The organism is Pseudovibrio sp. W64, assembly GCF_001623145.1.
In the GTDB taxonomy this organism is placed as follows: Bacteria; Pseudomonadota; Alphaproteobacteria; order Rhizobiales; family Stappiaceae; genus Pseudovibrio.
The window spans coordinates 239,152-252,626 of sequence record NZ_LMCI01000008.1 but is presented as its reverse complement, the minus strand read 5'-3'; the positions used below and the strand labels follow the sequence as shown (position 1 = coordinate 252,626).

11 protein-coding genes are annotated in these 13,475 nt (G+C 51.2%); 8 read left to right on the top strand and 3 right to left on the bottom strand.

Features of this window, described 5'->3' with window-relative positions; genetic code table 11:
• Positions 1-240 precede the first annotated feature (240 nt).
• From PsW64_RS05525 to PsW64_RS05515, 3 genes are all read left to right on the top strand, one after another.
• Positions 241-1,455, top strand: a complete 1,215-nt coding sequence (locus tag PsW64_RS05525) for an NnrS family protein (RefSeq protein ID WP_063302961.1) — start codon at positions 241-243, stop codon at positions 1,453-1,455.
• A gap of 245 nt (positions 1,456-1,700) precedes the next feature.
• On the top strand, positions 1,701-2,846 hold the full coding sequence (locus PsW64_RS05520; protein ID WP_057462401.1) for a helix-turn-helix transcriptional regulator: 1,146 nt from the start codon (positions 1,701-1,703) through the stop codon (positions 2,844-2,846).
• Between the two features lie 482 nt (positions 2,847-3,328).
• The gene (locus PsW64_RS05515; RefSeq protein ID WP_063302960.1) at positions 3,329-4,117 is read left to right on the top strand and encodes a pentapeptide repeat-containing protein; all 789 of its coding nucleotides are present in this window, start codon (positions 3,329-3,331) and stop codon (positions 4,115-4,117) included.
• A gap of 78 nt (positions 4,118-4,195) precedes the next feature.
• Here PsW64_RS05515 and PsW64_RS05510 read toward each other — a convergent pair whose 3' ends face one another.
• The gene (locus PsW64_RS05510) at positions 4,196-5,179 is read right to left on the bottom strand and encodes a TRAP transporter substrate-binding protein (protein ID WP_063302959.1); all 984 of its coding nucleotides are present in this window, start codon (positions 5,177-5,179) and stop codon (positions 4,196-4,198) included.
• Between the two features lie 697 nt (positions 5,180-5,876).
• Between PsW64_RS05510 and PsW64_RS05505 the strand changes: the two genes are divergently transcribed.
• Both PsW64_RS05505 and PsW64_RS05500 read left to right on the top strand, forming a co-directional pair.
• Positions 5,877-6,977 carry an NAD(P)/FAD-dependent oxidoreductase gene (locus PsW64_RS05505; protein ID WP_063302958.1) on the top strand — a complete coding sequence of 367 codons (1,101 nt, stop codon included), beginning with the start codon at positions 5,877-5,879 and terminating at the stop codon, positions 6,975-6,977.
• Positions 6,978-6,994: 17 nt separating this feature from the next.
• The gene (locus PsW64_RS05500) at positions 6,995-7,348 is read left to right on the top strand and encodes a RidA family protein (RefSeq protein ID WP_063302957.1); all 354 of its coding nucleotides are present in this window, start codon (positions 6,995-6,997) and stop codon (positions 7,346-7,348) included.
• A 72-nt stretch (positions 7,349-7,420) separates the two neighbouring features.
• Here the strand turns inward: PsW64_RS05500 and PsW64_RS05495 are convergent, their stop codons facing one another.
• On the bottom strand, positions 7,421-8,038 hold the full coding sequence (locus PsW64_RS05495) for an FMN-dependent NADH-azoreductase (protein ID WP_063302956.1): 618 nt from the start codon (positions 8,036-8,038) through the stop codon (positions 7,421-7,423).
• A 130-nt stretch (positions 8,039-8,168) separates the two neighbouring features.
• Here PsW64_RS05495 and PsW64_RS05490 point away from each other — a divergent pair, with 130 nt between their 5' ends.
• From PsW64_RS05490 to PsW64_RS05480, 3 genes are all read left to right on the top strand, one after another.
• The gene (locus tag PsW64_RS05490; RefSeq protein WP_208980586.1) at positions 8,169-9,047 is read left to right on the top strand and encodes a LysR family transcriptional regulator; all 879 of its coding nucleotides are present in this window, start codon (positions 8,169-8,171) and stop codon (positions 9,045-9,047) included.
• Positions 9,048-10,023: 976 nt separating this feature from the next.
• On the top strand, positions 10,024-11,592 hold the full coding sequence (locus PsW64_RS05485) for a Re/Si-specific NAD(P)(+) transhydrogenase subunit alpha (protein ID WP_063293461.1): 1,569 nt from the start codon (positions 10,024-10,026) through the stop codon (positions 11,590-11,592).
• 18 nt (positions 11,593-11,610) lie between these two features.
• Positions 11,611-12,999, top strand: coding sequence for an NAD(P)(+) transhydrogenase (Re/Si-specific) subunit beta (locus PsW64_RS05480; protein WP_063302954.1), 1,389 nt, complete (start codon positions 11,611-11,613; stop codon positions 12,997-12,999).
• A gap of 80 nt (positions 13,000-13,079) precedes the next feature.
• Here PsW64_RS05480 and PsW64_RS05475 read toward each other — a convergent pair whose 3' ends face one another.
• Positions 13,080-13,472 carry a hypothetical protein gene (locus PsW64_RS05475; RefSeq protein WP_063302953.1) on the bottom strand — a complete coding sequence of 131 codons (393 nt, stop codon included), beginning with the start codon at positions 13,470-13,472 and terminating at the stop codon, positions 13,080-13,082.
• Between the last annotated feature and the right edge of the window lie 3 nt (positions 13,473-13,475).

The following is a 13,475-nucleotide window of genomic DNA, read 5'->3' as shown; positions in this document are numbered from 1 at the left end:
TGATTGAACAGGCCCGCCATCCTACTGAAATCAGTGCCTTAAACGTCATGTACAAACGGCCGGAGCGGCTATTTTAGAATTATTTGACATTGCACAAATATGAGTATTAGTTTCATGTTTATAAGGGATGATAAGTGGAGAAGTTCGACCATCGCTCCATCCCTTCTGGTCGAATGCGTTTCCTGTGCCTTGATAAGAAAATGAGCGAAGGCAGATCCTTCGCCGACCGAGATCTGATAAATGCAGCAAACACAAACTATGCCGAAGCATCCCAGAGCGAGCGCAGCTTTCTCCTGGGAAGCATTTTTATCCCTCGGCTTTCGTCCGTTCTATATTGTTGGTGCAGCGTATGCGGCCATCAGCGTTCCGCTTTGGGTTGCCTCCATTATCGGGTTTGTCGAGATCAATGGCCCGCTTGAAGGTGTGCTCTGGCATTCTCATGAGCTGATCTTTGGCTTTGCCGTCGCCATTCTCATCGGCTTCCTCTACACCGCCGTTCAAAACTGGACGGGCCGGCGCACGCCGAATGGCTTGGTTCTGGGCGGGCTGCTTGCCTTATGGCTGGCGGCGCGTGTGCTCTTGTTTGTGGGCAGTGGACCACTTGGGTCTCTCGGGCAAATTCTTGATCTTCTCTTCCTGCCTCTTGCCGCTCTTGGCATCGCAATTCCGTTGTATCAGGCGAAAAACAAACGCAACTACTTCGCGGTGGCTTTGCTGCTGGTGCTGGCTGTGGCAAACGGTCTGTTCCACGCCATTGCGCTGGATCTGATCAGTTATGACTCTGCCGATGTGTTCCTCTGGGCTGTTGATGTCTTCGCGATCTTCGTAACCGTCATTGGTGGGCGTATTATCCCGCTCTTCACCAACAATGCCCTGGGTGTAAAACGCGCAGTGCGCAACCAGCGCCTTGAAGATGCAATTGGTCTTGGCATGGTTCTGCTGCTGGTCAGCGACATCTATTTTGGCATGAGCTATGAGGCTGCAACCCTACGCGCGGTGGGCCTGCTGGTGCTTGCCGGACTGCACATTGTAAAGATGGGTCTATGGCGCCCTCAGATCACATGGGGCAAACCGATCCTCTGGATCCTGCCGGTTTCCTACGCCTGGCTGCCAATTGCATTGCTGTTACGGGCAGGGGCTTTGCTGGATGCACCATGGGATCAGGTGCTGGCGATCCACGCGATCACCGTTGGTTCCATCGCGGGTATGATGCTGGCCATGATGACACGCAGTGCGCTGGGTCACTCCGGCAGGCCACTTCAGCCAACATGGGTTGAGATCGCGATCTACTATCTCATTGTCATGAGTGCAGCGGTGCGAGTGTTTGGTATTCTCCTCTATCCGCAGGGTTATTTCATGGTTCTGGGTCTTTCAGCCCTGTGCTGGGTTGGTGCATTTGGCCTCTTTACCGTTAGATACTGGGGCATTGTCACCCGGCCAAATACAATCTTTTAAGGCCACAAAAGCCCGGTTTTCCGGGCCTTTCCTGTATTCAAGCACACCTCTTTATTCAGAATATTCTCATATATACCTATGCACTGTTGCTGATATATCGCAGCGTCAGTTTCTTTTTAGACCAAACGGTCAACTTACTTGATTTAACCCGTCTGACGGCTCAATACTTAAGCGGTTTCTTTATTAGAGATCTTTGATTACCGCTCTGTACCACTCCTTTCGAGCCATATTGCAGACCATAGATTATGACACCGCTCCTTGATCAGAGTATCAGCGATATCTTCCGGACCTTCATGAATGAAGAGCCTCTGGAAAATGCGTTGAAGCAACTGCAGACAAAGTACTCAGAGTTTCCCTTTGCCATCAATGTGCAAAGCCTGGCAGACCGTCACTATGACTATCGCAAGGTTTTGAATGTGGGGCAGGCCTTCCACGACAGCTTTGCGCCCGTTGCCCAGCTCAATCCGCTGCCCTCCGTTTTAAAGCGGGTTGATATTGAAGAGCCCTGCCGCCCGCATCGTCATTTCCGCAAGGAAGACATCCACGCTGATTATGTCGGCAACTTCATTGAGCCCAACGACAATATCGATCGCGCTATTACTTTGATGATCGATCGTCAAAACGGTTTGTGTTCCTACATCAACATCTCCCTTCCTTATGCTGTGTCAGAAAGAGATGAGGACCAGCTCTATGAGGAAGTGAAGTTCCTGCAGCCGTATTTCCGCAATGCTTTTCAGCTGGCTTTGCAGCGCCGCATGCGCGAGGCGGTTGCTCCCACCAAGGCATTGGGCAAGTTCTGGTTGGAGCAGATGCCATTCAGCGCTCTGGTAGTGGATGAAAACAGCGGCGTGCAGGTGATGAACGGGCGCGCAGAAAAGCTGCTGAGCAAGCACACCAACTTGCAGCTTGGGCGTTATATGCGGCTCTCTGCCAAGGCCGTGGATGAGGCGAGCGCATTGGAAAGCGCAGTCAGGCAGTCCATCTACACCCACACTCTGCCGTCTCCGGTCATCATCCGTAATGAATTTGGTCCGAACACACTGGTCTTTATCCAGCCTATCGAGACCCAAAAGGACGCTCCTGCGTATCTCTCGCAATTTTTGGCCAGACCAAAATACTGCCTGATGATGATCTTTGATCCGACCGATTTTGCCGAAGTGCCAGACAAGATGATCAGCCATCTGCTGAATCTCACCCCGAAGGAAACCGAGGTTGTGAAGGCGCTGACCAATGGCGCGTCAACACGAGACGCTGCTGAGCAACTCGGCATTTCTTACAATACCGCACGAAACCACATCGCCAACGTGTCCCGGCGGCTAGATGTTGGCTCGCAAACGGAGATCGTGCGGCTGGTGATGACCACGCTTTCACGCTATCCGTGGCAGGCCTGATACAATCCCTTCAGGGTTTTCCCTCAGTGGCCTAAACCGACCCCCTCAATTTCATGCATCTGACATATCGGCGAGGAAAATAATCTGATATTTTCGCTCGATATATCAGCGCGTTACCACCCTATTTTAGAATTTTATGTTTTTCTGCAGAAAATTAGTGCAATTGCATCAAGTCACCTCGAAAAATTCTGAGTAAATTTAACTCAGCAAACAAGAGGCGTCGGGAGCACAGGTTTTCGGAGGCAGTCTTGGCACAGAAGGCATACCTTCAACCGCAATTCGGTCCTTAAGTTTGCTGCTTGGTGGTTTGTTTGCTTGGGAAATGAGCCGCCTGTATTGTTGCAAATTATTGCCTAGCCGGCTTAGCCTTCCATATTTCAAAAGGCGACGCCGGTCTTTTCTTGCTTAATTGAACCTGTCGGATTGAACGCACCCACTGCACATGGCACAGTGGTTATCTCCTCGTTCATCACGGTGCTCACATGACTTCCTCAGATACTTCCACCGCTCTCACCTATGAAAAATTCTCGGCTCTTTTGGAATCTGGCAGACCAATTGAAGATGCTGAGCTGGAAGCGTCCTGGCTTGAGGGCAAAGACCTGCGGGATGCGCAGTTTCTCAATTGCAGTTTTGAGCCCGAAGGTGACTTCAATTCCGTAGATTTTCGTGAAAGCAGCTGGAAAGACACCCAGTTCCCGGCCTGCACCTTCAAAAGCTGCGATCTGCGTGAGGCAAAGTTTGAAAACTGCAGCTTTTATTATGCCGACACACGGGCAGGCGGGTGCTTTCGCCATGCAGACCTTAGTAATGTGGAGTTTCACAACTGCGATCTGCGCCTCACCATCTTTCCGTATTCGCAAATGTTCTGCATCACCTTCCAAAACTCCCGTTTGACGGGCGCCTCACTTGCGGGCTGTGACTTTGGCAAGGTTGCGGGCAAACGCGCGTTGAAGACACGGGCAACATTCACCGACTGCCAGCTGAACTACGCAACTCTGTCTGATCTGGATCTGGAGGAATGCATTCTCACCGATTGCGACCTGACCAGCAGCAATCTGTCCAACACGAACCTGACCAATGCAGACCTGAAGCGCAGCACGCTTTCTGATGCGGAGACGGAAGATCTTGATCTGACCTACGCGGACTTGCGAGGTGCTGATCTGGGTGCGCTCTTCTTAACAAGCCTGCGCGGATATCGGGGCATGATTGTTTCTGCCAGCCAGCAACACCTTCTGTTGCACGGCCTCGGCATCAAGGTTGATCCGGACTAAAGCCAACACAGTTTTCCATACAAAAACCCCGCCTCAAATGAGACGGGGTTTAAGTTCATTGCCCGGAGAGTGTTTTGCTTATTTTGCAAGGCCTTTGATGCGTGCAACCAGATCAGCCAGTTGAGGTGACTTCTCTGCAAGTGCGTCATGCATAGGCAGAACTGCGCTGATGAATGGAGCTTTTTCAACTTCCACAAACTTCACCTGAAGCTTGGTTTTTGCAGCTTCAATCGCTTCAAGGGTCTGCTTGTTGTAAAGATCGCGGTGGAAGTCCATCATTTCACGTGCAGCTGTTTTCAGCGCTTTCTGGCTGTCCGCTTCCATGCCGTCCCACACTTTGGTGGAGACCATCAGAACGCCAGGGATCATGGTGTGTTCATCACGGGAGTAGACTTTTGCAACTTCACCGTGGCGCACATCAACCAGTGCCTGCGGGTTGTTTTCAGCACCATCAACCACGCCCTGCTGCAGAGCGGAATACAGCTCGCCGAAGGAGATTGGGGTAGGCGCGCCGCCAAGCAGTTCAACCATCTGGATTGCGGATGGGGAAGGCTGCACGCGGATCTTCATACCCTTCAGATCAGCTGGGCTGTTGATTGCTTTGTTTGCATAGAACGAGCGGGAACCGTCCACCATAAACGCCAGACCAACAAAGCCTTTGTCCTTGGAAGCCATGAAGACGTCTTCAGCAACATCAGAGGTCAACACTTTGTAATAGTGGTCTTCGCTCTCAAAGATGTATGGGAGGGTCAACGCGGAATAAGACTCTTCAAAAGCTTCCATTTCTGCTGCATTGGAACGGGCCATGTCCAAAAGGCCGTTCTGCATCAGTTCAACGGATTCACGCTGTGTGCCAAGCTGCGCGTTTGCGAAGATGCGCATTTTAACATCACCACCGGAAAGCTCTTTAACGCGCTTTGCCATGAACTCCAGAGAGATATGTGCCGGGTTGTCAGTCGGCAGGTTATGGCTGACCTTCAGGGTCTTCGCTTCTGCAACGGTCGCGCCCACCATAAGAGCAGATGTAAGCACAGCACCAATAAAATGAGACTTGCGGAACATTCTTCTAAATTCTCCCTTGAAGTACACAGACAAACGACGCCTGCTACGGAATTCCCGATTTATCGAAATGAGACCGATCTTCCCTTCGGCGACATCCCTTACCAGTACTTCTGACCAATTTCACAAAAAGGTCAACCAAAATATCAAATCTAGGTGTTGGCACTGACAATTGGCCAAGCCTCACAGAACGTGCCCCAGAAAAACAAAACATAGATGATGTAAGTCACATAATCTTCATGAAAAGTGCGATTTACTAATGCTTTCTGAGTAATAATAATATTAGCATCAACTTACATCGAACACAGCTCGCAGTAACCGACCTCTTTATTTCAACACCGGACTTTATGCTAAATTCGCCAGAAACTTACATTCAACTATACTGATTGGCATGCATTGGCAGCCGATCTGAAATAATGTCCCACCTCTCGATCGAAATCACCCCAAATAGGTCGACCAAATACATACAACCTCAGAGAAGCTCCCAGTCTGCACCAAGAGAGATTCGTATTTTTTGGCAGTTCTTTGCCTTTTCATAATTGGCTGACCAATATCTCAAACCATCCCAACCAAATGAAAACCTGCGGTCCAAACATTGTTATAGGAACAATATAAAAGTGCGTAAGATCGGTTTTTCCTCGCATCACCGCGCGCTTTACTAGATATATCAGCCTTGCTTTTTATCTTTGTGAGGTTTGACATGGCACAGCATTGCAATTTCCTGATTATCGGCGGCGGTATCGCTGGCATCAGTGCAGCCTCTCAGCTGGCAGAGAACGCAAAAACCATTGTGCTCGAAATGGAAGATGTGATCGGCCATCACTCAACAGGCCGCTCTGCCGCGATCTTCATTCGCAACTACGGCAATGCTGTCATCCGCGCCTTAAACGCCGCTTCCGAACCGACCCTCATGAACCCGCAAGGCATCTGCGAGGGGTCCGTGCTCACGCGGCGCGGGCTATTGATGCTGGCGGAAAAGGGCAAGGAAGATCAACTGGAAACCTACGAGGAAGACGCAGAAGGGTTGGAGACGCGCAGCGCTGAAGAAGCCCTCGCCATGGTCCCAATTCTCGATCCGGATAAAGTCTCCTCCGCGCTTTATGAGCCCAACGCATTAGACATTGACGTGGACCGCCTGTTTCAAGGCTATGCCCGCCTCTTCAAATCCCGTGGTGGAGAGATCGTCCTTTCAGCACCTGCCAATCAAATAGAGCGGCAAGACGGACTTTGGCAGGTGACCACGCCAAAAGGTTCATTTTGTGCGCCTGTTCTGATCAACGCCGCAGGCGCATGGGCTGATAAGATTGCAGAACTTGCAGGCATCAAAACAATTGGCCTAACCCCAAAACGCCGGACCGCTGCAATTTTGCCCTTGCCGGACGGTGTCGACAGCAGCAACTGGCCTTTGTTTGAGGGCGCCGCAGAACCCTTTTACGCCAAACCAGAAGCGGGAAAACTGCTCGTCTCTCCCGTGGATGCAGACCCTGTTGAACCTCATGATGCCTTCGTGGATGACATGGTGCTCGCCGAAGGCCTGTACCGTTTTGAAAATGCTGTGAACTTCTCCGTCACCCGTGTGGAACACAGCTGGGCAGGCCTTCGCAGCTTCGTTGAGGATCGCAGCCCCGTTGTTGGGTTTGCTCCTGATGCAGAAGGCTTTTTCTGGCTCGCCGCTCAAGGTGGTTACGGCATTCAAACCAGTCCGGCGCTCTCCCGTCTCACCGCAGATCTCTGCCTCAACCGTCCTTCGGAACTCCCGGAGGAGATTGTGGCAGCGCTTTCACCAAACCGATTTACATAAAGCATAGGAAGTTCCCCATGTCTGATATTACTCGCCTGGGCAAAGGCCCGCGCATGAGCCAGATCGTCGTTTACAACGGCATCGTGCATCTTTCCGGTCAGGTCGACACCAACGGCAAAACCGCAGCTGACCAGACCCGCGCCATTCTCGCCAACATCGAAAAACTGCTGGAAGACGCTGGCTCCAACAAGTCCCGCATCCTGCAAGCCACCATCTGGCTGAATGATGTTGCCGATTTTGCTGAGATGAACTCCGTTTGGGACGCATGGGTTGACCCGGAAAACCCACCGGCCCGCGCCTGCGGCGAATGCAAACTCGCCCTCGACAGCCTCAAAGTAGAAATCCTCATCACAGCCGCAGTCGCTGCCTGATCAGAGTGACATAGATAACGGAGAGGGGAATAAGATCTCCTCTCCTTTTGCTCAAAGCCAGCCACTTTTAGTTCAGGCCGCTTCGGAGACCTGTGTGATCTTGGCAATTTGCTTATGGGCTTCACTCAGGCCTGCTTCTGCAGCTTGTGGTCCCATCGCCAATCCGTTTGCGTAAATGAACTCGATCTCCGTGATCCCTATCAGGCCCAAGACCGCTTTCAGATAAGGGGTGATCAGATCATTTGGGGTGCCAAGAAAGTTGCCACCCTGTGTAACCGCGATATAGCATTTCTTTCCTTCCAGAAGACCGATCGGGCCACTCTCAGTAAACTGAAAGGTCTGTCCTGCGCGCGTTACATAATCAATCCAGGCTTTCAAAGTAGATGGGATCATCAGATTGTACATCGGAACGCCAAGCACGATGAAATCAGCTTCCTTTAGCTCCAAAATCAAGGTGTCAGACTGAGCCAGTCCAGCTTGTTGTGCTGGCGTCTGAGCTGCCTTGGGATCATAGAAGCTTTGGAAAACACTGTGACCCAGATGGGGGATCGGGTCTTTGCTAAAGTCTCGTTTTATGTGCCGCATTCCCACAAATCTGGAGAGTAGTGCATCGGCCATTGTGTTGGAGAGCTGTGAGGACTGAGCGTCCTGTTCTTGCATGCTTGCGTTGATCTGCAACAGAGTTTTCATGAGCTAATTCTCTTAGAAATAAAGTTGGTTGCTCTCCCGTTGGTTGCCGGAGGAGCCCAAGTTGCATAATCGACTTAATGAATAGTACAAAACGTGTAACTAACGAATTTATCAATAGATTGGATAAACTGTGCCGAGCCTTGAGCAATTGAAGATGTTCATTGCAGCTGCAGAGACCGGCAGCTTTTCTGCTGCTGGCCGGACGATAGGCAAAGGACAGTCAGCCGTCAGCACCGCCATTGTGAACCTTGAGGTTGATCTGGGTTTTGAGCTTTTCGACCGCTCGACCCGCAAGCCTCAACTCACTGAGGATGGTGAGCGTATGTTGACCTACGCCCGTGCCGTGCTGATGCAGCTGGACAACATGACCTGCGCCGCGCACAGCATTTTTGAAGGAGAAGAGGCCAGCGTGAGGCTTATGCTCGACGATGCTCTTATGCTGCCTTCCTTAAGCAAAATCCTGATTGAGTTTGGCAAGAAGTTTCCAGCCACGCGGATTGATTTACTGTCCAGTGTCAGCCCTGAAATTCCGGGAATCATCGTTCAAGGTACAGCCGACATTGGCCTCATGTTTTCCGGCGGGACCGTTCAAAAAGGGGTAGAGCAGATGTTCATCGGCAATCTGCCGTTTGTCTCTGTCAGCCATCCCACCTATCCGCTTACCAAGCTCGCTACAATCGGCGCAAACGAGTTGCTCTCTCACAGACAACTTCTCTTACGCAGCCCTCAAGGAAGTGTGCTGGACCAGTTTCCTGCGCTCTCAACACAGCTCTGGTACGCAACAAGCTTTCACACAATTCGCGAGCTCGTTCTTCAGGGTGTTGGTTGGGCTTATCTGCCTGAGCATCTGGTCAACACATCCATCGCTTCCGGCCAACTGGCCCGACTGAACCTGCGCTTCGAGCACAAACTCTGGAGCCCCCCGGTCGAATGCATCAAACCCAAACACACCCGCATAGGCCCCGCCGCCTCATGGCTGTTTGATAACATCAAGAATGTTTTGTCGTGAGGACTGGGGGTTGGACTGTAGCTGCCGAGTTAGAATGGCACAGTATCGGGAGAGGGGAATACGTTTCAACTTATGCTCCCATAGCTTGAGAATATGAACGTAGATCTCAAATGTAACGTCCCAGTGAAATAATAGGCGCATGAGCTTGATACCATCAGTTCACTATACTCGAAACCCAACGCTCATATGCAAAGCACAATCAGCAGCAAAGAATTGTGAGACCAATGTACAGCGGTGAAAAACTACCGACATAGGCATGTGCAGGTTCGCAGAAGCATGCCGCCAGAGTGCTTCTTTTCTCATAGCAACGCATAAAAACGCAAAATCGCGCAAAGAAACGCACAGAATAACGCAAAGGCGGAAAGTGGCTTTCGTGAATGGGTGAAGGGGCAGCTTCTATGTCAGGTTGTCACATGCGCCAAAGTGATAAGCTGGTATATCTACCTGTAACTTCAGACTGAGACATAAATATATTTCAGTTAATCTCCCACTTTAGGCATAGTTTTCCTCTGCGCGGCCCAAGAGCAAATGCAAGTATAAACCCCGATAATCTGCATGAAATGCGGTTTATACTCACCTTCGCTCTTATATATGTGAACTATATTGAGATTCATTCAATTTCACTTATCCACCTCGTTCTTTAGTTTGAGCTCAAACACTTGGGTAAAGGTGATCAACTGTCGTTCAGATAGGGCTTTACCCTACTGGGATTTGAACGAGGTCCATTTTAAAGATGAAGGGATTTTCGAAGTTTTTAGGAGAGACTTGCAGTTTACGCAAAGGAGCTTAACCTGCCTTTCGAGCAAAATTGGTCAAAGAGATTCCTTTGGTCGGTTCGGTAAAGTTTAGGGCCTTTGGTGCATTGCACAAAAACGATACCAGCGCCTACGCTGGGAAAGAGAATAAAAAACGATTGGAACAGTTGGTAACGAGCGATTTCTGCTGGAAACCTATTTAACAGGCAAGAGGTTAGAACATGATCATAGGGGCTGCCAAGGAAGTCCTTGACGGGGAACGTCGGGTCGCGTTGACGCCGGACAGCGCCCAACAGCTGCAAAAGCTGGGATATGAGTGCGCTATTGAATCCGGCGCCGGTGAAGCTGCAAACTTCTCTGACACAGATTATAAAGATGCTGGCGTAAAGGTTATCGCAGATGCAAAAACGCTCTGGGAAACCGCAGATATTGTTATCAAGGTCCGTCCGCCCGAAGCGTCTGAACTGGAACTGACACACGAGGGACAAACCCTCATCAGCTTCTTCTGGCCAGCGCAAAATGGTGAGCTTCTTCAGCAGTTTGCCGATAAAAAGGTCAACGTGCTGGCGATGGATATGGTGCCGCGTATCTCGCGCGCACAGAAGATGGATGCTCTGTCATCCATGGCCAACATCGCTGGTTACCGCGCTGTTATGGAAGCTGGCAACAACTTCCCACGCTTCTTCACCGGCCAGATCACCGCTGCCGGTAAAGTGCCACCAGCCAAAGTGCTCGTCATCGGCGCTGGCGTTGCTGGTCTTGCCGCAATTGGCGCTTCAACCTCTCTTGGCGCGATCACCCTTGCGTTCGACGTTCGCCCGGAAGTGGCTGAGCAGGTCGAATCCATGGGCGCTGAGTTCGTTTATCTGGACTTTGAGGAAAAGCAGCAGGACGGCGCCTCCACTGGCGGCTATGCCTCTGTTTCTTCACCAGAATTCCGCGAAGCGCAACTGGCGAAATTCCGCGAATTAGCACCAGATGTTGACATCGTCATCACCACAGCGCTGATCCCGGGCCGCGATGCGCCTGAGCTCTGGACCGAAGACATGGTCCAGTCCATGAAGCCGGGTTCTGTGATTGTTGACCTTGCTGCTGAAAAAGGCGGCAATTGTAAACTGACCAAGATGGACGAGAAGATCGTAACCGACAACGGCGTCACCGTGATCGGTTATACTGACTTCCCATCCCGCATGGCAACGCAGTCCTCCACGCTTTACGCGACCAACATCCGCCACATGATGTTTGATCTGACCCCTGAGAAGGACGGTCAGGCCAATATCAACATGGAAGACGATGTTATCCGCGGTGCAACGGCAACCAAAGACGGGGAAATCACCTTCCCTCCACCAAAGCCGAAGATCGCTGCAATTGCTGCTCAAAAGCCAAAGGCGCCTGAGAAAACCCCTGAGGAACTCGCGCTTGAAGAGGCTGCTGCTGCCAAAGCTGCCGGTCGCAAACAGCTCGGTCTTTTGATTGGTGGTGGTGCAGTTATGGCGTTGATAGGTGCCTACGCGCCTGAAAGCTTTATGCAACACTTCATCGTGTTTGTCCTCGCAGTGTTTGTTGGCTTCCAGGTGATCTGGGGTGTGGCTCACTCCCTGCATACACCGCTTATGGCTGTGACCAACGCAATCTCTGGCATCATCATTCTTGGCGCCGTGCTGCAGCTTGGCTCTGGCAGCTGGATCGTCTGGTTCCTCGCCGGCATCTCGGTGCTGATTGCATCGGTCAACATCGTCGGCGGGTTTATGGTCACGCGCCGTATGCTCCAGATGTTCAACAAGTCTTAAGCGGGGGAGGGAAGCATTATGTCTATTGGACTTCAAACCGCCGCTTATATTGCGGCAACCGTACTCTTCATCCTGTCTCTGGGCGGTCTGTCCAATCAGGAAAGCGCAAAACGCGCTGTTTGGTTTGGCATCGTCGGTATGGCACTGGCTGTTCTTGCAACAGTCTTCGGTGCAGGCGTTGACCTGACAAGCCCTGCCGTTGTGATTATGCTATTGCTGACGGTCTCCGTGGGTTCCGTTGCTGGTGTCATCGTCGCGCAACGCGTTGAAATGACTGGCATGCCGCAGCTTGTGGCTGCTCTGCACTCCTTCGTGGGTCTGGCCGCTGTGTTCATCGGCATCAACTCTGATATCGCTCCACCAGCAGGTTTGGCAGGCGCGGAGCTGGTTATCCATGAAGCTGAAATCTTCATCGGCGTCTTCATCGGTGCTATCACCTTCACCGGCTCCATTGTCGCTTATGGCAAACTTGCAGGAAAGATCGGCGGTAAGGCACTTCTGCTGCCGGGTCGTCATGCTCTCAACGCAGGCTTGCTCATTCTCGCAGTGATCCTGATGTTCATGTACATGAACCACGCAGGTTCCTGGACGCTCTACCTAATGACCCTGATCGCCTTCTTCATCGGTTGGCACATGGTTATGGCCATCGGCGGCGCGGACATGCCCGTTGTTGTTTCCATGCTGAACTCCTACTCCGGTTGGGCAGCAGCGGCGACAGGCTTCTTGCTTGGCAACGACCTGCTGATCGTGACTGGTGCTCTGGTTGGTTCTTCCGGTGCGATCCTCTCTTACATCATGTGTAAGGCGATGAACCGTCACTTTGTCTCTGTTATTCTTGGCGGTTTTGGCACAACTACTGGTCCAGCGCAGGAAATCGAAGGCGAGATGGTTGCAACTGATACGGACTTCGTAGCCGAGACACTCAATGATGCAGATAGCGTTGTGATTGTACCAGGTTACGGCATGGCCGTTGCTCAGGCACAGCAATCTGTTTCTGAGCTGACCAAGCGTCTGCGTGCCAAAGGCAAAAACGTCCGCTTCGCAATCCATCCAGTTGCAGGCCGTCTGCCAGGCCACATGAACGTGCTGCTCGCTGAAGCGAAAGTGCCTTACGATATCGTTCTGGAAATGGATGAGATCAACGATGACTTCCCTGATACGGATGTTGTCATCATCATTGGCGCCAACGACATCGTGAACCCGGCTGCTCAGGAAGATCCAAACTCACCAATCGCTGGCATGCCAGTTCTGGAAGTTTGGAAAGCCAAGCACGTGTTCATCTCCAAACGTGGTCAGGGCACCGGTTACTCCGGCATCGAGAACCCACTGTTCTACAAAGAGAACTCCCGCATGTATTACGGCGATGCGAAGAGCTCCATGGACAACCTACTGGGTAAAATCAGCTAGTTTGGTTTCTTGATAAAAACGATAAACCCCGGAACGTGAGGAACGTTCCGGGGTTTTAATTTGGCTTTATGCCGCCGAGATTACTTAACTTTGACCTTATACGTATCATGAAGGTAATTCAGCGTACTACGGTTTGTGTATCTTGGCATGGAGTACTTGGTCGAGAACTCATCTGGTCCGCGATATCCTCTTTTCGGCGTATAGATTACGTCTACGCCTTTAAACTTCTTACCTTTGCATTTGCCCTTTTTAGGTGTCCAAACACTTCTGACAATTTTTACAGTCCCATGCTTTGGTTCTTTCTTCAGTTTCACCTGAGCAATTGGACCAGAGCTGCACAACTGAGCATTGTAATAGACGTGTCTGTTTAAAATCGTTGAGCGGTTTGCACGAACGTCGCCTGAATGCGTTTCGGCTGCCGCAGCACTTAGACCAGCAATTAAAAATGCCGCTCCAGCTAAATACTTAATCATCTC